General features: G+C 68.9%; 18 protein-coding genes and 1 riboswitch. Of the genes, 13 read left to right on the top strand and 5 right to left on the bottom strand.

What is annotated here, in order from left to right:
* Positions 1 to 243: chitinase (locus ACZ4N5_RS17725; RefSeq protein ID WP_467757974.1), on the top strand; the 243-nt coding region annotated here is incomplete at its 5' end.
* A gap of 115 nt (positions 244 to 358) precedes the next feature.
* Here ACZ4N5_RS17725 and nadA read toward each other — a convergent pair.
* The gene (gene nadA / locus ACZ4N5_RS17720; protein WP_467757973.1) at positions 359 to 1,543 is read right to left on the bottom strand and encodes a quinolinate synthase NadA; all 1,185 of its coding nucleotides are present in this window, start codon (positions 1,541 to 1,543) and stop codon (positions 359 to 361) included.
* Between the two features lie 338 nt (positions 1,544 to 1,881).
* Between nadA and ACZ4N5_RS17715 the strand changes: the two genes are divergently transcribed.
* Positions 1,882 to 2,238 (top strand): iron-sulfur cluster assembly accessory protein, encoded by a 357-nt coding sequence (locus tag ACZ4N5_RS17715; protein ID WP_010987443.1) that lies wholly within the window; start codon positions 1,882 to 1,884, stop codon positions 2,236 to 2,238.
* A gap of 180 nt (positions 2,239 to 2,418) precedes the next feature.
* Here the strand turns inward: ACZ4N5_RS17715 and ACZ4N5_RS17710 are convergent, their stop codons facing one another.
* On the bottom strand, positions 2,419 to 4,632 hold the full coding sequence (locus ACZ4N5_RS17710) for a hypothetical protein (RefSeq protein WP_467757972.1): 2,214 nt from the start codon (positions 4,630 to 4,632) through the stop codon (positions 2,419 to 2,421).
* A gap of 210 nt (positions 4,633 to 4,842) precedes the next feature.
* Positions 4,843 to 5,064: a hypothetical protein gene (locus ACZ4N5_RS17705; protein ID WP_328555959.1), complete on the bottom strand. Its 222-nt coding sequence runs from the start codon at positions 5,062 to 5,064 to the stop codon at positions 4,843 to 4,845.
* Positions 5,065 to 5,197: 133 nt separating this feature from the next.
* On the opposite strand from ACZ4N5_RS17705, the gene ACZ4N5_RS17700 reads away from it, so the two are divergent.
* Complete coding sequence (locus ACZ4N5_RS17700) at positions 5,198 to 6,172, top strand: carbohydrate kinase family protein (RefSeq protein WP_467757971.1); 975 nt, start codon at positions 5,198 to 5,200, stop codon at positions 6,170 to 6,172.
* 132 nt (positions 6,173 to 6,304) lie between these two features.
* Here ACZ4N5_RS17700 and ACZ4N5_RS17695 read toward each other — a convergent pair whose 3' ends face one another.
* On the bottom strand, positions 6,305 to 7,687 hold the full coding sequence (locus ACZ4N5_RS17695; RefSeq protein ID WP_467757970.1) for an aminotransferase class V-fold PLP-dependent enzyme: 1,383 nt from the start codon (positions 7,685 to 7,687) through the stop codon (positions 6,305 to 6,307).
* 269 nt (positions 7,688 to 7,956) lie between these two features.
* Here ACZ4N5_RS17695 and ctaC point away from each other — a divergent pair, with 269 nt between their 5' ends.
* The 4 genes from ctaC to ACZ4N5_RS17675 all read left to right on the top strand — a co-directional run bounded on the left by ctaC (position 7,957) and on the right by ACZ4N5_RS17675 (position 12,452).
* Positions 7,957 to 8,922: an aa3-type cytochrome oxidase subunit II gene (ctaC, locus tag ACZ4N5_RS17690; RefSeq protein ID WP_467757969.1), complete on the top strand. Its 966-nt coding sequence runs from the start codon at positions 7,957 to 7,959 to the stop codon at positions 8,920 to 8,922.
* The gene (gene ctaD, locus ACZ4N5_RS17685; RefSeq protein ID WP_467757968.1) at positions 8,919 to 10,655 is read left to right on the top strand and encodes an aa3-type cytochrome oxidase subunit I; all 1,737 of its coding nucleotides are present in this window, start codon (positions 8,919 to 8,921) and stop codon (positions 10,653 to 10,655) included. The genes ctaC and ctaD overlap by 4 nt, the downstream gene beginning before the upstream one ends.
* On the top strand, positions 10,652 to 11,050 hold the full coding sequence (locus tag ACZ4N5_RS17680) for a cytochrome c oxidase subunit 4 (RefSeq protein ID WP_467757967.1): 399 nt from the start codon (positions 10,652 to 10,654) through the stop codon (positions 11,048 to 11,050). The genes ctaD and ACZ4N5_RS17680 overlap by 4 nt, the downstream gene beginning before the upstream one ends.
* 130 nt (positions 11,051 to 11,180) lie before the next feature.
* The gene (locus ACZ4N5_RS17675) at positions 11,181 to 12,452 is read left to right on the top strand and encodes a L,D-transpeptidase (RefSeq protein ID WP_467757966.1); all 1,272 of its coding nucleotides are present in this window, start codon (positions 11,181 to 11,183) and stop codon (positions 12,450 to 12,452) included.
* Between the two features lie 50 nt (positions 12,453 to 12,502).
* On the opposite strand, the gene ACZ4N5_RS17670 is transcribed toward ACZ4N5_RS17675, so the two are convergent.
* A complete protein-coding gene (locus ACZ4N5_RS17670; protein ID WP_467757965.1) occupies positions 12,503 to 12,904 on the bottom strand; it encodes a response regulator in 402 nt (133 codons plus the stop codon).
* Positions 12,905 to 13,106: 202 nt separating this feature from the next.
* Between ACZ4N5_RS17670 and ctaE the strand changes: the two genes are divergently transcribed.
* The 6 genes from ctaE (at position 13,107) to ACZ4N5_RS17640 (ending at position 20,295) form a co-directional block, all read left to right on the top strand.
* A complete protein-coding gene (gene ctaE, locus ACZ4N5_RS17665; protein ID WP_328453310.1) occupies positions 13,107 to 13,727 on the top strand; it encodes an aa3-type cytochrome oxidase subunit III in 621 nt (206 codons plus the stop codon).
* A gap of 64 nt (positions 13,728 to 13,791) precedes the next feature.
* Positions 13,792 to 14,601, top strand: a complete 810-nt coding sequence (gene qcrC, locus ACZ4N5_RS17660; protein WP_467757964.1) for a cytochrome bc1 complex diheme cytochrome c subunit — start codon at positions 13,792 to 13,794, stop codon at positions 14,599 to 14,601.
* Positions 14,598 to 15,674: a cytochrome bc1 complex Rieske iron-sulfur subunit gene (gene qcrA / locus ACZ4N5_RS17655; protein ID WP_467757963.1), complete on the top strand. Its 1,077-nt coding sequence runs from the start codon at positions 14,598 to 14,600 to the stop codon at positions 15,672 to 15,674. Before qcrC ends, qcrA begins: the two co-directional genes overlap by 4 nt.
* On the top strand, positions 15,671 to 17,311 hold the full coding sequence (gene qcrB, locus ACZ4N5_RS17650; protein ID WP_467757962.1) for a cytochrome bc1 complex cytochrome b subunit: 1,641 nt from the start codon (positions 15,671 to 15,673) through the stop codon (positions 17,309 to 17,311). Before qcrA ends, qcrB begins: the two co-directional genes overlap by 4 nt.
* A gap of 168 nt (positions 17,312 to 17,479) precedes the next feature.
* Entirely contained in the window at positions 17,480 to 18,544 is a 1,065-nt protein-coding gene (trpD, locus tag ACZ4N5_RS17645) for an anthranilate phosphoribosyltransferase (RefSeq protein ID WP_467757961.1), read from the top strand.
* Positions 18,545 to 18,629: 85 nt separating this feature from the next.
* A riboswitch (SAM riboswitch) is annotated at positions 18,630 to 18,746 on the top strand.
* A gap of 187 nt (positions 18,747 to 18,933) precedes the next feature.
* Complete coding sequence (locus ACZ4N5_RS17640) at positions 18,934 to 20,295, top strand: aminotransferase class V-fold PLP-dependent enzyme (RefSeq protein ID WP_467757960.1); 1,362 nt, start codon at positions 18,934 to 18,936, stop codon at positions 20,293 to 20,295.
* Positions 20,296 to 20,320: the final 25 nt, after the last annotated feature.

Raw genomic sequence — 20,320 nt, 5'->3', positions numbered from 1 at the left:
AACGACTCGGCCGTGGCCTGGAAGACCGGCCTGTGGTACTGGAACACCCAGTCGGGCCCCGGCACCATGACCCCCCACAACGCGATGGTCAACAGCGCCGGCTTCGGCCAGACCATCCGCAGCATCAACGGCTCGCTGGAGTGCGACGGCAGAAACCCCGCACAGGTGCAGAGCCGCGTGGACGCCTACCAGCGCTTCACATCGATCCTCGGCGTCACGCCGGGAGCCAACCTCTACTGCTGACGGCCCGACGACAAGGGGCGCCCCTCATGCCGAGGGGCGCCCGTTGCCCGTGACTTCGGATCCACGACGGCCGACGTTCGACTCACGGTCCACGGCGGCCACGCGTGACACACGGTTACGGCAGCGCCAGCATCCGCTCCAGCGCCAGCTTCGCGAACGCCTCGGTCTCCTTGTCGACCTCGATGCGGTTGACGAGGTTGCCCTCGGCGAGGGACTCCAGGGTCCACACCAGGTGCGGCAGGTCGATGCGGTTCATCGTCGAGCAGAAGCAGACCGTCTTGTCGAGGAAGACGATCTCCTTGCCCTCGGGCGCGAAACGGTTCGCCAGGCGCCGTACGAGGTTCAGCTCCGTGCCGATCGCCCACTTGGAGCCGGCCGGGGCCGCCTCCAAGGCCTTGATGATGTACTCCGTGGAACCGACGTAGTCCGCCGCCGCGACGACCTCGTGCTTGCACTCGGGGTGCACGAGGACGTTGACGCCGGGGATGCGCTCGCGCACGTCGTTCACCGAGTCCACGCTGAAGCGGCCGTGCACCGAGCAGTGGCCGCGCCACAGGATCATCTTGGCGCCGCGCAGCTGCTCCGCGGTCAGCCCGCCGTTCGGCTTGTGCGGGTTGTAGACCACGCAGTCGTCCAGGGACATGCCCAGGTCGCGGACGGCGGTGTTGCGGCCGAGGTGCTGGTCGGGCAGGAACAGCACCTGCGAACCCTGTTCGAAGGCCCACTCGAGGGCCCGCTGGGCGTTCGACGACGTGCAGATCGTGCCACCGTGCTTGCCGGTGAACGCCTTGATGTCCGCGGACGAGTTCATGTACGAGACGGGCACGACCCGCTCGGCCACGCCGGCCTCGGTCAGCACGTCCCAGCACTCGGCGACCTGCTCGGCGGTGGCCATGTCGGCCATCGAGCAGCCCGCGGCGAGGTCCGGCAGGACGACCTTCTGTGCGTCGCCGGTGAGGATGTCGGCGGACTCCGCCATGAAGTGCACACCGCAGAAGACGATGTACTCGGCCTCCGGACGGGCCGCCGCGTCGCGGGCCAGCTTGAAGGAGTCACCCGTGACGTCCGCGAACTGGATGACCTCGTCGCGCTGGTAGTGGTGGCCGAGCACGAAGACCTTGTCGCCGAGCTTCTCCTTGGCCGCACGCGCGCGCTCGACCAGGTCCGGGTCGGACGGCGAGGGCAGGTCGCCGGGGCACTCGACGCCCCGCTCGCTCTTCGGGTCGGCCTGGCGGCCGAGCAGCAGCAGAGCGAGGGGCGTCGGCTGTACGTCGAGGTCCTGGGTCTGGGCGGTGGTCACGACACGCACCCTTTCTGTTTCTGCGGCTCGCCGGGCTCGTAAGGAGCGGGCCCGGCGGAACGATGCCTTTTCGTCGAATTGACGCTATCTATCATAACCGCTTCACGTCACGTTGACGATGGCCATAGCGTCCATGTGACGTGAATCCCGGTCGCCTCTCCGGCGGGTGACACCCGGGTGTCCGTGGGGTTGTCCACAGGCCGGTGTTCGTGCGCGGGCGTATGTGCGAGCATGAAGAGAGAAGGCACAAGACATGAGCTCGGCCCCGGAATGAATCCGCGGCCCCGCCGGTTGCAACCGTCGGCAAGCAGTCTCCGTACAACCCGGGAGAGAAGCAGATGTCCGTATCGGACGAGACCACCACCGTGAGCGACGGCATCATCCTGTCCGACGCCGCCGCGGCCAAGGTCAAGGCCCTGCTCGACCAGGAAGGCCGCGAGGATCTGGCGCTGCGCGTCGCCGTTCAGCCCGGTGGCTGCTCCGGCCTGCGATACCAGCTCTTCTTCGACGAGCGTTCGCTCGACGGCGATGTCGTCAAGGACTTCGACGGTGTGAAGGTCGTCACCGACCGCATGAGCGCCCCGTACCTGGGCGGCGCCTCGATCGACTTCGTGGACACCATCGAGAAGCAGGGCTTCACGATCGACAACCCGAACGCGACAGGCTCCTGCGCCTGCGGCGACTCCTTCAGCTAGTCCGGGACCGGCGGGGCCCGAGACCGTTCCGGGCCCGTGTTCAGCCGGACCCGACTGCCACCGAGCCGAGCCCGCGGCTCACGGCTCCGGCCGAACGCGTGCGTACCGCCGGGTACGGACGAAGACAGCGTCCCCCTCCGACAGGGACGCCGCCTTCGCGTATCCGGGACCGGGCAGCCGCTACCGGGACCCGGTCGACGCCGTTCCGGACGTCTGGGGGATGTCGAAGTCCCCGTGGTGGATCGCCTTGCCGTCCGTCCCCACGACCTCGCGGCCGTCGAGCGGGGCGTCCAGGTGCACCGTCTTCTTGTAGATCTTGGCGATCAAGATGCAGATCTTGTTCTTCCAGGGCTTCTCCGTCACGGTCACCGTGACCTTGCCGGAGCTCTCGCTCGCCGACGCCGTGTAGTCGGAGCACACCCCGCCGGTGAAGCCGACCGTCAGGTCCTTCCCGTCCGCGGTGTAGCCCTGGACGTCGACGTCACGGGTGGCCGCCGGCGAGGACGGCTCGGTCGACGGCAGGGTCGGATCCGGACTCGGCTGCGCCGAGGATTCCGGCGAGGCCAGGAACTTCGGGTCGACCGCCGGATGCGTCACGGTGTAGGTGTCGCCCGCGCCCGGCGACCGCACCTCGAACAGCCAGGACGGCACCAGTGCCTGCCGCCCGTTCGCGCGGTGCGCCGCCAGTCCGAAGGTGGCCTTCACGACGGTCGCCGACTCCGGCTTCAGTGCCGGGGTCGGGTGCTCGCACGGCATCTCGTCCCGGTCCTTCAGCGGTACGGGGCTGGCGCAGCCGCCGATGCCCATGCGCCGGTCGCCCGTTGCGGACGCCGACCCGTTCATCAGGTCCAGCGTCTTCCGCGCGCCGACGACCGGGTACGCGTCCCCCTCCACCGGCGTCTTCAACTGGCCGCTGCCGCCGATGACATGACCCTCCACGTTGATCTGGAGGCCGGTCGTCCACCCGTACGTGGGCAGTCCGCCCACCACCGGGTCCGCGTTCACCACCCGCACGCTGCCCATGAGTTGGCTCGCGTCCAGCTTCGCGTCGTCCTGGCCCACCGCCTTCAGCACGGGCGCCGCCGCCTTCTTGGCCGCCGCCTCACTCACCGGGGGCGGCGCGGAGTCGGTCAGGGAGCCGGAGCCGATCGGCCGGCACATCTTGCCCTTGGCGCAGTTGTCGGTCCCCGGAATGTAGGAGCTGAAGGTCCAGGTCCCCGGGGCGTCCGCGTTCACCCGCAGGTTCGGTTCGGCGCCGTCCTTGGCGGTGCCGACCGTCCAGGCGTCCCCGACGAGCCGGGGAGTGCCCGCCAGGTCCAGGGCCTTGGCGAGCCGGGCCACCTCGGCCCGGGTCACCCTGCCCTCGGCCCACTGGACGTGCGCCGAGTTCGGTCCGGTGGGGAGTGTGCCGTCCGCGCGGTAGGTCGTGCCGTAGGGGTTGGGCTCGCCGGGCGCGATGCCGGCGGTACCGCCCGTGGCCCCGGTGCTCGTGGTGTTCGCGGCGTAGCCGTCGAGGGCGAGCCGAGGGGGAGTGCCGTCGGCGCCGGGTGCACCGGAACGGCTGCCGCCGGACGCGGTCGCGGCGAGGTACGCGCCGCCGCCCCCGACGAGCAGCACAGCGGCGACGACCGAGGCGACGACCGCCGGGGTGTTCCGCCGACGCGCCCCACCAGCCCCGGCACCCTCGACGCGACCTCCGACGATTCCCTGGAGGGGACCTCCGAGGGAGCCGTCGCCGTGTTCGTCGGGGGAGCCCTCCGAGGGGCTGCCCGCGACGGAACCCTTGGCGTGCCCTTCGGCACTGCCCTCGGTGAGGCCCGCGGCACCGTCTTCGACGGGCCTGTCGTCGGCACCGCCTTCGAGGGGACTCTCAGCGGCTGCCGTTTCGGTGGGACCCGCGACGGGACTCTTGCTGTCACCCTCGCCGGGGTCCTCGCCGGACACTTCGTCGCGGCCCGACGTACGGCGCTCGACGGCACCCGCGCCCGGACCCGCGTCGGCACCTTCGACAACGCCTTCGCCGGGACCCCCGAGACCCGCGTCGGCACCCTCGACAACGCCTTCGCCGGGACCCGCGCCAGAACCCTTGTCGGCGTCTTCGCCCGGCCTCTGGGCGGCACCCTCGACGGCGCCTTCGCCCGGACCCGCGTCGGCGTCTTCGCCGGGACCCTGGACCGTCCCCTCGGCGGGGCCTTCGACCGTCCCCTCGGGGGAACGCTCGCCGGGTACCTCGGCGGAATCCGCGGTGGTCCCGTCGGTGGTGTCCTCGGCGGGGCTGCCGACAGATCCGTCGGCCACCTCCCCGGCGGGACCCGCGACGGCGCCCTCGACGGGACCCCTGGCGTGACCCTCGACGGGTTCGGTCGCGTCGTTGTCGGGTCGCTCGGTGCTCACCGCATCGCTCCTTCGGCTCCACTGCTTTCCCATGACCCGGCCCTGTCAATGACGGGCTCTCCAGGGTCGTATAGCGCATCCCCTATACGGGGGACAGCGATGGGACGCAGCGGGGGAGCGCACGGTTCCCTGCGAGCGCACTCCGTCTTCACCCGTTCGGCGCCGCCGGGGCTCTCACCCGTACGGCGGCACCGCTCGGGCCGCCGCCGGTCAGTCGCCGTAGTCGGACATCGCGTCCAGCAGTCGTGCCGAGGTGGGCGGAACGGTCACCCCGTGGATGAGGGAGAGGGAGACGTGGAGGGGAGGGACCGGTGCGGGAGCCGACCAGTGGCCGGCCATCCGGGCGCAGTCGCCGCGCAGCGACGCCAGATCGCCTTCCAGGTCACTGACCGGGCCGAGCGGGGCGGTGTCATGGACCTTGAGGTTCGTCATACCGGAACCGTATGCACCGTTGCCGCCACGAAGAAAGATCTACTATCGGGTAGTTTTGGCCCTTCAGGGGTCGTGTGCGGACCCGGTAGCGTTAAGTGTCAATCCCCTCCCCTCGCAGGAGCGTGTCCTAGCCGTGCGTATCGCAGTCACCGGCTCCATCGCCACCGACCACCTCATGACCTTCCCCGGCCGTTTCGCCGACCAGTTGGTCGCCGATCAGCTGCACACGGTCTCCCTCTCCTTCCTGGTCGACAACCTCGATGTCCGCCGGGGCGGGGTCGGCGCGAACATCGCGTTCGGCATGGGCCAGCTCGGTACCCGTCCGATCCTGGTCGGGGCGGCGGGCTCCGACTTCGACGAGTACCGCGCCTGGCTGGACCGGCACGGCGTCGACACCGCCTCCGTGCGCATCTCCGAGGTGCTGCACACCGCTCGCTTCGTGTGCACCACCGACGCCGACCACAACCAGATCGGCTCCTTCTACACGGGCGCGATGAGCGAGGCCCGCCTCATCGAACTCAAGGCCGTCGCCGACCGGGTCGGCGGTCTCGACCTCGTCCTGATCGGCGCGGACGACCCCGAGGGGATGCTCCGCCACACCGAGGAGTGCCGCTCGCGCGCGATCCCCTTCGCCGCCGACTTCTCGCAGCAGATCGCGCGCATGAACGGCGACGAGATCCGGGTCCTGCTGGACGGCGCGACGTTCCTCTTCTCGAACGAGTACGAGAAGGGGCTCATCGAGTCCAAGACGGGCTGGACCGACGAGGAGATCCTCTCCAAGGTCGGCCACCGGGTGACCACCCTCGGCTCGCGCGGTGTCCGTGTCGAGCGCGCCGGCGACGACCCGATCGAGGTCGGCTGCCCCGAGGAGGAGCTCAAGGCGGACCCGACGGGTGTCGGTGACGCGTTCCGCGCCGGCTTCCTCTCCGGTCTCGCCTGGGGTGTCTCCCTGGAGCGCGCCGCCCAGGTCGGCTGCATGCTCGCCACCCTGGTCATCGAGACGGTCGGCACCCAGGAGTACCAGCTGAGCCGCGCCCACTTCATGGACCGCTTCACCAAGGCGTACGGCCACGAGGCCGCCACCGAGGTTCGGGCGCACCTCTCCTAGGCCACGGTCCGGGCCCGCCTCCGTCGCACGGAGGCCAGGGACCGGCTCGCCCGGGCGGAGGCGGGAGTCCGCCCCGCCCGGGTGGAGGTTCCGGCCCGGCTCGCGGGTCAGGTTCCAGGGCAGCCGGGACAGCTAGGACAGCCGGCGGACCACATAGGCCGAGCCGCAGTCCGCCGGCTCCTCCCCGACGTACTCCTGGCCCCGCATCTCGCACCACGCGGGGATGTCGAGGCGGGCCGCCTCGTCGTCGGACAGGACCCGGACCGTGCCGCCGACCGGCACGTCCCCGATGACCTTGGCCAGTTCGATCACGGGGATCGGGCAGCGCCTGCCCAGCGCGTCGACCACCAGCGTGTCGACGGAGGCGGGGACCTTCGTCACCGCCGTCGGCGCCCCCAGCTTCTCGCGGACCCCCGCGACCACGCCCGGGAGGACCGACAGGAAGCGGTCGACGTCCTCCTCCGAGGTGCCGGGCGGCAGCGACACCCGCACATTGCCCTCGCTCAGGACGCCCATGGCCTTCAGGACATGGCTGGGGATGAGGGTGCTGCTCGTGCAGGACGAGCCCGAGGAGACCGAGAAGCCCGTGCGGTCCAGTTCGTGGAGCAGAGTCTCTCCGTCGACATAGAGACAGGAGAAGGTGACGATCCCCGGGAGCCGGTGGACCGCGTCGCCGACCACCTCGACGTCCGGCACCAGTGCGGGCACCCGTGCGCGGATCCGCTCCGTCAGTTCACGCAGCCGCACCGCCTCCACGGCCGCCTCCGCGTGGACGGCACGCAGCGAAGCCGCCGCGGCCACGATCGCCGGGATGTTCTCGAACCCCGCCGCCCGCCCCGACTCCCGCTCGTCCGCGGGCCCTTGGGGCGCGAACCGTACCCCTTTGCGTACGACGAGCAGTCCGACGCCCGAAGGGCCGCCCCATTTGTGGGCACTTGCCGTCAGCAGGGACCAGGCGCCCTCCACCCGCCCCCAGCCCAGCGACTGCGCCGCGTCCACCAGCAGGGGCACCCCTGCCTCCCGGCACATCTGTGCCACCTCGGCCACCGGCTGCTCCGTGCCCACCTCGTGGTTGGCGGACTGGAGGCAGGCCAGCGCGGTGTCGGGGCGCAGGGCCGCGGCGTAGGAAGAGGGGGACACCCGGCCCGCGCGGTCGACCTGAACCCGGGTCACCGCGCCGCCCGACGCCTCGTGGGCGTCTGTCGAATGGAGTACCGACGAGTGTTCGACGGCTGACACGATCAGGTGGTCTCCGACGCGCCGCCGACCCGCCAGGGCGCCCTCGATCCCGGAGTGCACCGCTCGGGTGCCGGAGGTGGTGAAGGCCAGTTCGTCGGGGCGGCAGCCCACCGCGTCGGCCGCCGCCTCGCGGGCCGCGTCGAGGAGCAGCCGGGCCCGCCGGCCCTCACGGTAGAGACGGGCGGGATCGGCCCACCCCTCGTCGAGCGAGGCCTGGAGGGCCTGTCGGGCGACGGGGTGCAGCGGAGCCGCGGACGCGGCGTCGAAGTAGGACACGTCACCACGCTAGCCCGTGCTCCGGAGGGGGCGTCAGAAGCCATCCGGACTGGGGCATTCCAGGTACTCTGACATCGCCTTGTAGGCGAAACAGCACTCCTTCGGGGAGTCGGGCGGCGCGTTGGGCACCCTCCCCGCGCGACCCCAAATAGCGTCCAGTAGGGTTTGGTCCGCATAAACATCCAAACCCCTGCCCGACGCAGGGCGGCGACCGACCAGCGAGAAGGCCGCAGCCAACAGCGCGGGCGAGACTCTCGGGAAGGCGCTACGTGAGTCCCAACGGCTCCGACCGCTCGCCGCGGCGCCCGATGCGGCGGAAGCTGCTGCAGGCAATGACTGCGGGCCTGGTCCTGGCGACAGCCACTGGTTGCTCGTACAACTGGGAAGACTTCCCCCGCCTTGGTATGCCCACCCCGGTCACGGAGCAGGCTCCGCGGATCCTCTCCCTCTGGCAGGGCTCGTGGGCGGCCGCGCTCGCTACGGGCGTGCTGGTCTGGGGCCTGATCCTGTGGAGCGTCATCTTCCACCGGCGCAGCCGGACCAAGGTCGAAGTTCCTCCGCAGACCCGGTACAACATGCCCATCGAGGCGCTGTACACGGTGGTCCCGCTCATCATCGTCTCGGTGCTGTTCTACTTCACCGCCCGTGACGAGACGAAGCTCCTCAGTCTCAGCCCGAAGCCCGACGTCACGGTCAACGTGGTCGGCTTCCAGTGGAGCTGGGGCTTCAACTACATCGAGAACGTCCCCGGTTCTTCCGGGAACGCCAAGACCGACCCGAACCTGGCCGCCATTCCGGACCGGTTCAAGAAGGACTTCCCGGCGAACGCCGGCGGTGTCTACGACGTCGGCACGCCCGCCACGAAGAACCCGCAGACGGGCAATCCCGGTCCGACCCTCTGGCTTCCCGAGGGCAAGACGGTCCGCTTCGTCCTCACTTCGCGTGACGTCATCCACTCCTTCTGGGTGGTGCCGTTCCTCATGAAGCAGGACGTCATCCCGGGGCACACCAACGCCTTCCAGGTGACCCCGAACCACCAGGGCACCTTCATGGGCAAGTGCGCCGAACTGTGCGGCGTCGACCACTCCCGGATGCTCTTCAACGTGAAGGTCGTCTCCCCCGAGCGCTACGAGGCCCACCTCAAGCAGCTCGCGGCCAAGGGACAGACCGGTTACGTCCCGGCCGGCATTGAGCAGACGGGCCACGAGAAGAACCGGGAGACGAACAACCTGTGAGCATCCTCAACGAACCCCAGGGTGCCGACGCAGCCGAAGACTCGTACGAGAACGAGCTGCCGGTACGGCGCAAGCAGCCCGGCAGCGTCGTGATCAAGTGGCTCACCACCACTGACCACAAGACGATCGGCACGCTGTACCTCGTGACGTCGTTCGCGTTCTTCCTCGTCGGTGGCGTCATGGCGCTGCTGATGCGTGCCGAACTGGCGCGTCCCGGACTGCAGATCATGTCGAACGAGCAGTTCAACCAGGCGTTCACGATGCACGGCACGATCATGCTGCTGATGTTCGCGACGCCGCTGTTCGCCGGTTTCACGAACTGGATCATGCCGCTGCAGATCGGCGCGCCCGACGTGGCGTTCCCGCGGCTGAACATGTTCGCCTACTGGCTGTACCTCTTCGGCTCGACGCTCGCGGTCGGCGGCTTCCTCACCCCGCAGGGCGCGGCCGACTTCGGCTGGTTCGCCTACAGCCCGCTCTCGGACGCGGTCCGCTCGCCCGGCATCGGCGCGGACATGTGGATCATGGGTCTGGCCTTCTCCGGCTTCGGCACCATCCTCGGCGCGGTCAACTTCATCACCACGATCATCTGCATGCGCGCTCCCGGCATGACGATGTTCCGTATGCCGATCTTCGTGTGGAACGTCCTGCTCACCGCGGTTCTGGTGCTGCTGGCCTTCCCCGTCCTCGCGGCGGCGCTGTTCGCGCTGGAGGCGGACCGAAAATTCGGTGCGCATGTGTTCGACGCGGCAAACGGCGGAGCCCTGCTCTGGCAACACCTCTTCTGGTTCTTCGGCCATCCAGAGGTGTACATCATCGCCCTGCCGTTCTTCGGCATCATCTCCGAAGTCATCCCGGTGTTCTCGCGCAAGCCGATGTTCGGTTACATGGGCCTGATCGGCGCGACCATCGCGATCGCCGGTCTCTCCGTGACCGTGTGGGCGCACCACATGTACGTCACCGGTGGCGTACTGCTCCCGTTCTTCTCCTTCATGACGTTCCTCATCGCCGTACCGACCGGCGTGAAGTTCTTCAACTGGATCGGAACGATGTGGAAGGGCTCGCTGTCCTTCGAGACACCGATGCTCTGGGCCGTCGGCTTCCTCATCACGTTCACCTTCGGTGGTCTGACCGGCGTCATCCTGGCCTCGCCGCCGATGGACTTCCACGTGTCCGACTCGTACTTCGTGGTGGCGCACTTCCACTACGTCGTCTTCGGCACCGTGGTGTTCGCGATGTTCTCCGGCTTCCACTTCTGGTGGCCGAAGATGACCGGCAAGATGCTCGACGAGCGTCTCGGCAAGATCACCTTCTGGACGCTGTTCGTGGGCTTCCACGGCACGTTCCTGGTGCAGCACTGGCTCGGTGCCGAGGGCATGCCGCGTCGTTACGCGGACTACCTCGCGGCCGACGGCTTCACCACGCTGAACACGATCTCGACGATCAGCTCGTTCCTGCTCGGCCTGTCGATCCTGCCGTTCCTCTACAACGTGTGGAAGACGGCGAAGTACGGCAAGAAGGTCGAGGTCGACGACCCGTGGGGCTACGGCCGTTCGCTGGAGTGGGCGACCTCGTGCCCGCCGCCGCGGCACAACTTCCTCACCCTGCCGCGGATCCGCAGTGAATCCCCGGCGTTCGACCTGCACCACCCGGAGATCGCCGCTCTCGACCAGCTCGAGAACGCCGGTCACGGTTCGGCGTCCCTCTCTGGTGGCAAGGAGGCCGGCAAGTGAAGGTCCAAGGCAAGATGTTCCTCTGGCTGGCCGTGTTCATCCTCGTCATGGGGATCGTCTACGGCGTGTGGTCCAAGGAGCCGGCCGGTACCACGGCCCTCTTCATGGGCTTCGGCCTCAGCATGATGATCGGCTACTACCTGGCCTTCACGGCCCGGCGGGTCGACCAGCTGGCACAGGACAACAAGGAGGCCGACGTCGCGGACGAGGCCGGCGAGGTGGGTTTCTTCAGCCCGCACAGCTGGCAGCCGCTCTCGCTCGGTGTCGGTGGCGCGCTCGCCTTCACGTCCGTCGTGTTCGGCTGGTGGCTGCTCTACTTCTCGGCCCCGCTCATCGCGCTGGGCCTGTGGGGCTGGGTCTTCGAGTACTACCACGGTGAGAACCGCACCCAGTAGCACGCGCTGAACGCCCGGGAGCCCGGACACTCCGTCAGGAGAGTCCGGGCTCCCTCGTTTGCCGCGACTTCTGTCCCTCAGTCGGCTCACTCGGCGCGCCGTGCTTGACGAGCGTTCATAACGTGAGCTCATGAACCACTCACCGCGAATCCGCACGGTCGTCAGCTGCACCGCGCTGGTGGTCGCCCTCGGAGCGGGCGCCACCGCCTGCGGCTCCGACGACCACCCGCTCTCGGCGAAGCCGTACGACGCGGCGGGACAGATCTCGTTCAAGGGCCTCTCCGGAGACAGCAAGAAGTCGGCCAAGGTCGACCCCGACAAGCCCCTGGAAATCACCTCCGAGAGTGATGGCGGGCGCATCACCGACGTGACCGCCACGGACGCGTCAGGACGCTATGTCGCGGGCGAACTGGCCGCCGACGGCAGCCGCTGGCACAGCACCTCGCCTCTCGCCGCAGGAGCCCACTACACGGTGCGCGTGAGCACCGAGGACGAGGACGGCGCGCCCGGCCGCAAGGTCATCGGCTTCGACACCAGTACGCCGAAGACGAAGAAGCTGCTGAACGTCGAGTTCGGGCCCAAGACGGGCAAGTACGGCGTCGGACAGCCAATAACGGCCGAGCTCAGCGCCCCCGTCAAGGACAAGGCGGCCCGCGCCATCGTCGAACGCGCCCTCAGGGTCGACTCCATCCCCGCGGTGGACGGCGCCTGGCACTGGGTGGACGACAAGACGCTGCACTACCGCCCCAAGGAGTACTGGCCCGCCCACGCCAGCGTGACGGCCCACAGCAACCTCGCCGGCATCAGGATCGGCGAACGCCTGTGGGGCGGCGGCGCCAAGACTGTGAAGATCACCACGGGCGACAGCCTGCTCGCCCTGACCGACGCGGCCACCCACTCCATGACCGTCTACCGCAACGGCCAGGACATCAAGGAGATCCCCGTCACCACGGGCAAGCCCGGCTTCGACACCCGCAACGGCGTCAAGGTCGTGCTCGGCAAGGAGTCCCTCGTACGGATGCGCGGTACCAGCATCGGCATCGCCGAGGGCAGTTCGGACTCCTACGACCTGGAGGTGCGCTATGCGACCCGGGTCACCTGGAGCGGTGAGTACGTCCACGCCGCGCCCTGGTCGACCGGCTCCCAGGGGTACGCCAACGTCAGCCACGGCTGCACCGGCATGAGCACCGAGAACGCGGAGTGGTTCTTCAACACGTTCAACGAGGGCGACATCGTCAAGGTCGTCAACTCCGAGGGCAAGACGATGGACGCGTTCGGCAACGGCTTCGGCGACTGGAACCTCGCCTGGAAGAACTGGCGCGACGGCAGCGCCCTCGTGGGCGGATCCCCGGACGCCCCGAGCCCGGCCCAGCGCGCGAGACTGCGCCCCGAGAGCGTGTGAGGCCGCGCCCCGAGAGCGTGTGAGGCCGCGCCCCGAGGGGCGCGGGTTCCTCAGGCGCTCAGCAGGTTCACGCGACGCAGCAGGGAGGCCAGTGAGGCGGCGAACTCCACCGGGTCGACCGGTAGGGTCACCGCGGCGTCGGCACGGCTCCAGGTGGCCAGCCAGGCGTCCTGCGGGCGCCCGATGAGCACGAGCGCGGGCGGGCAGTTGAAGATTTCGTCCTTGATCTGCCGGCACACCCCCATGCCGCCCATCGGCACCGCCTCGCCGTCCAGCACGCAGACGTCGATGCCGCCCTTGTCCAGCTCCCTGATGACGGCGGCCGGCGTCGCGCACTCGATGAACTCGACGAGGGGCACGTCCGGTGCGGGCCTGCGCCCGGTGGCGAGCCGCACCTGTGCGCGGGTGTTGGAGTCATCGCTGTAGACCAGCACCGTGGCGGTCGGCTGCATTCTTCCTCCGAGACGTCAGCGTCGTACGGACATCAAGCGATCGGGCTGATCGTCCCCGGCCCGATGCGCGGATGCTACTCCCTTGAACACCTCGTCAACACCGGTTCGGACAGGGCTTCGATGGGCCATACGGGCTGGACACACCCCGTCAACACCCCGAACGGCACCCCCCGGGGTGAGGGCGGGATAAGCGACCGACATAATGTCGGTCGTGGCGACAGCAACGACAGTAGAAACCGGGCACGCGCACCCGTCGGTCAATCGGCCGAACCTCACCAGCGTCGGAACCATCATCTGGCTGAGTTCCGAGCTGATGTTCTTCGCGGCCCTCTTCGCGATGTACTTCACCCTGCGATCGGTGACCGGGCCGGATCACTGGAAGGAAATGGCGTCCAGCCTGAACCTTCCGTTCTCGGCGACGAACACCACGATCCTGGTGCTCTCCTCCCTGACCTGTCAGCTCGGCGTGTTCGCCGCCGAGCGCGGGGACGTGAAGAAGCTCCGGATGTGGTTCATCGTCACCTTCATCATGGGTGCGATCTTCATCGGCGGTCAGGTCTTCGAGTACACCGAACTGGTCAAGAAGGACGGGCTCTCGCTCTCCTCCGACCCGTACGGCTCGGTGTTCTACCTGACCACCGGCTTCCACGGACTGCATGTGACAGGCGGCCTCATCGCCTTCCTGCTGGTCCTCGGTCGCACCTACGCGGCTCGGAGGTTCACTCACGAGCAGGCAACCGCCGCCATCGTCGTGTCCTACTACTGGCACTTCGTCGATGTCGTCTGGATCGGCCTTTTCGCCACGATCTACCTGATCAAGTAATCGGGCGCACCGCCCGAAACATCCAGAAGCACCGACGCAGAAGATCCTGACACCGGGGTAATCCGTGAAAAAGCTCTCCGCACGACGACGCCATCCGCTGGCGGCGGTCGTCGTCCTACTCCTCGCGCTGGCGGCCACCGGGGGGCTGTACGCCGCGTTCGCACCCGCGGGCAAGGCGCAGGCCGATGAAACCGCCCAGTCCCTCGGTATCACCGAGGGCAAGAAGCTGTACTCCGTGGGCTGCGCAAGCTGCCACGGAACCGGCGGTCAGGGCAGCTCCGACGGTCCGAGCCTGGTGGGTGTGGGCGCCGCGGCGGTCGACTTCCAGGTCGGCACCGGCCGTATGCCGGCCCAGCAGCCGGGCGCTCAGATCCCGCGCAAGAAGGTCATCTACTCGCAGGCCGAGATCGACCAGCTCGCGGCCTACATCGCCACGCTCGGCGCCGGCCCCTCGATTCCGACCAAGAACCAGGTCAGCCCCGAGGGCGCGGACATCGCCAACGGCGGTGAACTCTTCCGTACGAACTGCGCCCAGTGCCACAACTTCACCGGCAAGGGCGGCGCGCTGACGCACGGCAAGTTCGCGCCGAGCCTGGACGGTGTCGACCCGAAGCACATCTACGAGGCCATGCAGACGGGCCCGCAGAACATGCCGTCCTTCCCCGACACCACGCTGTCGGAGAAGAACAAGCAGGACATCATCGCGTACCTCAAAGCGGTCAACGGTGACGACACCGTGAGCCCGGGCGGTCTTGAGCTGGGCGGCCTCGGGCCGGTCAGCGAGGGCCTGTTCGGCTGGGTCTTCGGTCTCGGAACCCTGGTCGCCGTCGCCGTCTGGGTCGCCGCTCGGACCGCAAAGGCCAAGAAGTCATGAGTAGCCAAGACATTCCAGAAGAGAACGTGCCCGCTGAGCGGGCCTCCGACGACCACGCCGAGCACGGTCATGGCGCGGTAGCCGTCGCGGACGAGCAGAACCCGTTCGCGGACCCGGGGCTGCCGCCCCACGAGCACCGCATCCAGGACATCGACGAGCGGGCCGCCAAGCGGTCCGAGCGCCTTGTCGCCATGCTGTTCGTGCTGTCGATGCTGGCCACCGTCGGCTTCATCGCCTCGTACGTGGCGATCCCGAACGACAAGTCGATCTTCGTCTTCCCGCTCGGGCACATCGGCGCGCTGAACTTCGCGCTGGGCATGTCGCTCGGTGTGGCGCTGTTCGCGATCGGCGCGGGCGCGGTCCACTGGGCCCGCACCCTGATGTCCGACGTGGAGATCGCCGACGAGCGTCACCCGATCGAGGCGGAGCCCGCGGTCAAGGCCAAGGTCCTGGCCGACTTCAAGCAGGGTGCCAAGGAGTCCGCGCTCGGCCGCCGCAAGCTGATCCGCAACACGATGTTCGGCGCGCTGGCCCTGTTCCCGCTCTCCGGCGTCATCCTGCTGCGCGACCTCGGTCCGCTGCCCGGCACGAAGCTGCGCCACACGCTGTGGTCCAAGGGCAAGCTCCTCGTCAACATGAACACGAACGAGCCGCTGCGTCCCTCGGACGTGGCCGTCGGTTCGCTCACCTTCGCCAAGCCCGAGGGCCTGGAGACGGACGACGAGGACTTCCAGAAGGAGATCGCCAAGGCGGCCCTGATGGTCATCCGGCTCCAGCCGGACAACATCAAGGACAAGCAGGAAGTCGATTGGTCCTACGACGGCATCGTGGCCTTCTCGAAGATCTGCACCCACGTCGGCTGCCCGATCTCCCTGTACGAGCAGCAGACGCACCACGCGCTGTGCCCGTGCCACCAGTCCACCTTCGACCTCTCCGACGGCGCCCGGGTCATCTTCGGCCCGGCGGGTCACGCCCTGCCGCAGCTGCAGATCGGTGTGAACGCTGAGGGCTACCTCGAGGCGCTCAGCGACTTCACGCAGCCCGTCGGTCCTGCATTCTGGGAGCGCGGATGAGCACTACCACCACCTCCGACTCGCGCTCCTCGCGCGAGAAGGCACCCGCCGGTGAGCGGGTCGCCGACTGGGCCGACGGCCGTCTGGGGATCTACTCCCTGGCCAAGTCCAACATGCGCAAGATCTTCCCCGACCACTGGTCGTTCATGCTGGGTGAGATCTGCCTGTACAGCTTCATCATCATCATCCTCACGGGTGTGTACCTGACGCTGTTCTTCCACCCGTCGATGAACGAGGTGGAGTACCACGGCAGCTACATCCCGCTGCAGGGCCAGCTGATGTCCGAGGCGTTCAACTCGACCATGCACATCTCCTTCGATGTGCGCGGTGGTCTGCTGATCCGGCAGATCCACCACTGGGCGGCGCTGGTCTTCCTCGCCGGCATGTTCGTGCACATGATGCGCGTGTTCTTCACGGGTGCGTTCCGCAAGCCGCGTGAGGTCAACTGGGTCTTCGGATTCCTGCTGTTCGTCCTCGGCATGTTCACCGGCTTCACCGGTTACTCGCTCCCGGACGACCTGCTCTCCGGCACCGGTGTCCGCTTCATGGAAGGCGCGGTCCTGTCCGTGCCGATCGTGGGCACGTACCTGTCGTTCTTCCTGTTCGGCGGCGAGTTCCCGGGCGGCGACTTCGTGGCCCGCTTCTACTCGGTGCACGTGCTGCTGCTGCCGGGCATCATGCTCGGCCTGGTGGTGGGCCACCTGATCCTGGTCTTCTACCACAAGCACACGCAGTTCGCGGGCCCCGGCAAGACGAACAACAACGTCGTCGGCATGCCGCTGCTGCCGGTCTACATGGCCAAGGCCGGAGGCTTCTTCTTCCTGGTCTTCGGTGTCATCGCGGCCATCGCGGCGATCGCCTCGATCAACCCGATCTGGGCGATGGGTCCGTACCGTCCGGACATGGTGTCCACGGGCGCCCAGCCCGACTGGTACATGGGCTTCTCCGAAGGCCTGATCCGTGTCATGCCGGGCTGGGAGATCAACCTCTGGGGCCACACGCTCGTCCTGGGTGTGTTCATCCCGCTGGTGGTCTTCCCGCTGGTCCTGGTCGCGATCGCGGTCTACCCGTTCATCGAGTCCTGGGTCACCGGCGACAAGCGCGAGCACCACATCCTGGACCGCCCGCGCAACGTCCCGACCCGGACCGCGTTCGGTGCCGCCTGGATCAGCTGGTACTTCGTCCTGCTCGTCGGCGGCGGCAACGACATCTGGGCCACGCACTTCCACCTGTCGATCAACTCGATCACCTGGTTCGTGCGGATCGCGTTCTTCGTCGTGCCGGTGCTCACCTTCATCGCCACCAAGCGGGTCTGCCTCGGCCTCCAGCGCCGGGACCGGGACAAGGTGCTGCACGGCCGAGAGTCGGGCATCATCAAGCGCCTGCCGCACGGTGAGTTCATCGAGGTCCACGAGCCGCTCAGCCAGGACGCGCTGCACACGCTCACCGCGCACGACCAGTACAAGCCGGCCGAGATCGGCCCGACGGTCGACGAGAACGGTGTCGAGCGCAAGGTCTCGGGCGCGACGAAGCTGCGCGCCAAGATGAGCCAGGGCTTCTACGGGGAGGACAACCAGATCCCCAAGCCCACCGTCGAGGAGTACAAGGAGATCACGAGCGGCCACGGCCACCACTGATCCCCGGCAGTTCGCCACGGCAGGAGCCCCGTCCAGGCAATGGACGGGGCTCTTTGCCGTCTCCCGGGCTGGATAGGGTGGACTCACCCCGTGGTGCGGGGTGATCCACCCCGTGTCACCTACGACCCGTCACCCACGACCGCGTGACCTACGAACCCAGGAGCGACCATGAGCGCTGTGAACCCCGCTGGAGGCGACACCGCGGCGGGCCGTTCCTGGCCCGCGGTACTGAACGGCCTGCTCGAAGGCCGTGACCAGAGCGCGGACGACACGGCCTGGGCGATGGACCGCATCATGCGCGGCGAGGCGACCGACGCGCAGATCGCCGGCTTCGTGGTGGCCCTGCGGGCCAAGGGCGAGACCGTCCAGGAGATCACCGGACTCGTCCGGGCGATGTACGAGCACGCCAACGTGATCGAGGTGCCCGGACACACCGTCGACATCGTCGGTACGGGCGGCGACGGCGCGAAGACCGTCAACATCTCCACGATGTCCTCGATCGTGGTGGCCGGCACCGGCGCCAAGGTCGTCAAGCACGGCAACCGGGCCGCGTCCTCCGCGTCCGGGGCGTCGGACGTCCTGGAGAAGCTCGGCGTCAATCTCCAACTGCCGGTGAGCCGGGTCGCCGAGGTGGCCGAGGAGGCCGGGATCACCTTCTGCTTCGCGGTCAAGTTCCACCCGGCGCTGCGTCATGTGGCGGCGGCACGCGGCCAGTTGGGCATCCGGACCACCTTCAACGTGCTCGGCCCGCTGACCAACCCGGCACGGGTGAAGGCCCAGGCGGTCGGCGTCGCCGACCCCCGCATGGCGCCGATCGTGGCCGGCGTGTTCGCCGAGCGCGGCAACTCCTCGCTCGTCTTCCGCGGCGACGACGGTCTCGACGAACTGACCACCACCGCGGGCTCCCACGTCTGGGTCGTCCGCGACGGCAAGGTCACCGAAGAGCGCTTCGACCCCCGCGACGTCGGGCTCGACATCGTCCCGGTGGAGGCCCTGCGCGGCGCGGACGCCTCGTACAACGCGGAGGTCGCCCGGCGCCTCCTGGACGGCGAGAAGGGGCCCGTGCGGGACGCGGTGCTGCTGAACTCGGCGGCGGCCCTGGTGGCCCTGTCGCCGACCGGCGCGCCGCTCGCGGACCAACTCCGCGACGGAATGGAGAAAGCGGCCGAGGCGATCGACTCCGGCGCCGCGAAGCGCACCCTGGACCGCTGGGTGGCCGCCAGCAACGCCTGATCCACCCGTGACACAGAGCAAGGCGCAGTCCAGAATCCGGACTGCGCCTTGCGCGTGGAAGATCCTCTGGCAAGATGCTGTACCAGGTCATGAGTGACAGCCATCAGGCCCCGGCCGGCTGTCCGGCAACCCTCCGTCCGTGGCGGGGTGCCCCGGGTGAAGACCAGGTCGTAGGCAGCGAGGCCTACGGCAAGCGCGGACCCCTCCCGCCCTCCGGGCGGATGCAACCAGGGGTCCTGGTCGTTCGAGGGAGCCTTCTGTGAGCAAGCGAATGCGATAGGGCGTAGAGCCCCGCCTCCGCACACCCTTTTTCACCTTCCTGCGCTGAGCCCTGCCTGCGGGCGGCCGGCTCGCGCGGTGATCCCGCCTGCCTCTCACAGGAGCTCGCCATGTCTGTCTCCACCGTTGCCGCCGACCAGTCCGTTTGTGCCCCTCTGGCCGTTCTGGGCCGGGATGTCACCGTCCCGCTCGTCACCGGCGGCGAGGTGACCTACGCGGCCCTCGACTACGCCGCCAGCGCGCCCGCCCTCCAGCGGGTGTGGGACGACGTGGCCGCGTACGCGCCGTACTACGGCAGCGTCCACCGGGGTGCCGGCTACCTCTCGCAGCTGTCCACCGACCTCTTCGAGAACGCCCGCCGGACCGTCGAGGAGTTCCTCGACTGCCGCGCCGGCGACCAGGTGGTCTTCACTCGCTCCACCACCGACTCGCTCAACCTGCTCGCCGCCGCGCTCCCGGCCGACTGCCAGGTCTTCGTCTTCGAGACCGAGCACCACGCCTCGCTGCTGCCCTGGCGCGACGCCCGCGTGACCTACCTGAACGCCCCGCGCACCCCGGGCGAGGCCGTCGACACCCTGGAGCAGGCCCTCGCCGGCCGCGACCCCTACGGACCGGCCCTCGTCTGCGTCACCGGCGCCTCGAACGTCACCGGGGAGCTGTGGCCGGTGCGGGAGCTGGCCGCCGCCGCGCACGCCCACGGCGCCCGCATCGTCCTCGACGCCGCCCAGCTCGCCCCGCACCACCCGGTGTCGGTCCAGGATCTCGACGTCGACTGGGTCGCCTTCTCCGGGCACAAGCTGTACGCGCCCTTCGGCTCCGGTGTCCTCGCGGGCCGCTCCGACTGGCTGCTCGCCGCCGAGCCGTACCTCGCGGGCGGCGGCGCCAGCCGCAAGGTCACCCGGCGCGCGGACGGCGGCGTGGACGTGGAGTGGCACGACAGCGCCGCCCGGCACGAGGCCGGCTCGCCGAACGTCATCGGCGCCTACTCGATCGCGTCGGCCTGCAAGGCGCTCACCGAGGAGGGTTTCGACAACCTCGTCGCCCGTGAGCAGCACCTGATCCGCACCGTCCGCGCGGGCCTCGCCGAAGTTCCGGAGGTCAGGGTCCTGTCCCTCTTCGGTGACGACGCCCCGCGGGTCGGCGTCATCTCCTTCGTCGTCGAGGGCTGGAACAGCTCGCACTTCGCGGCCGCGCTCTCCGCCGAGTACGGCATCGGTGTCCGCGACGGCCTCTTCTGCGCCCACCCGCTGGTCCGCACGCTGCTCGGCAGCGACCCGGAGACCCAGGGGGAGTGCGGCGCCCCCGAGGCGGCCCCCGGCGAGAAGTCCCTCAACGCCATCCGCGTCAGCTTCGGGGCCGGCACCCCCGACGAGCACGTCGAGCGCTTCGTCCGCGCGGTGCGCGAGCTCGTCAGGGACGGCGCGCGCTGGCAGTACCGCACCGAGGGCGGCCGCTGCGTCCCGGCGGTCTGACGCCCCGAGCGTGTCCGGAGGCGGT

It is taken from the genome of Streptomyces sp. NPDC026500 (assembly GCF_055567635.1).
Note: the sequence above shows the minus strand (reverse complement) of the source record. Positions and strands in the feature narration are given on the sequence as shown.

Bases quoted from the DNA above. Each gene is read 5' to 3' on its own strand.
- ACZ4N5_RS17715 (WP_010987443.1), top strand. From the start codon at position 1,882: ATGTCCGTATCGGACGAGACCACCACCGTGAGCGACGGCATCATCCTG.
- ACZ4N5_RS17705 (WP_328555959.1), bottom strand. From the start codon at position 5,064: ATGACGAACCTCAAGGTCCATGACACCGCCCCGCTCGGCCCGGTCAGT.
- ACZ4N5_RS17675 (WP_467757966.1), top strand. From the start codon at position 11,181: ATGAACCACTCACCGCGAATCCGCACGGTCGTCAGCTGCACCGCGCTG.
- ACZ4N5_RS17670 (WP_467757965.1), bottom strand. From the start codon at position 12,904: ATGCAGCCGACCGCCACGGTGCTGGTCTACAGCGATGACTCCAACACC.
- ctaE (WP_328453310.1), top strand. From the start codon at position 13,107: ATGTCGGTCGTGGCGACAGCAACGACAGTAGAAACCGGGCACGCGCAC.
- qcrA (WP_467757963.1), top strand. From the start codon at position 14,598: ATGAGTAGCCAAGACATTCCAGAAGAGAACGTGCCCGCTGAGCGGGCC.
- qcrB (WP_467757962.1), top strand. From the start codon at position 15,671: ATGAGCACTACCACCACCTCCGACTCGCGCTCCTCGCGCGAGAAGGCA.
- trpD (WP_467757961.1), top strand. From the start codon at position 17,480: ATGAGCGCTGTGAACCCCGCTGGAGGCGACACCGCGGCGGGCCGTTCC.
- ACZ4N5_RS17640 (WP_467757960.1), top strand. From the start codon at position 18,934: ATGTCTGTCTCCACCGTTGCCGCCGACCAGTCCGTTTGTGCCCCTCTG.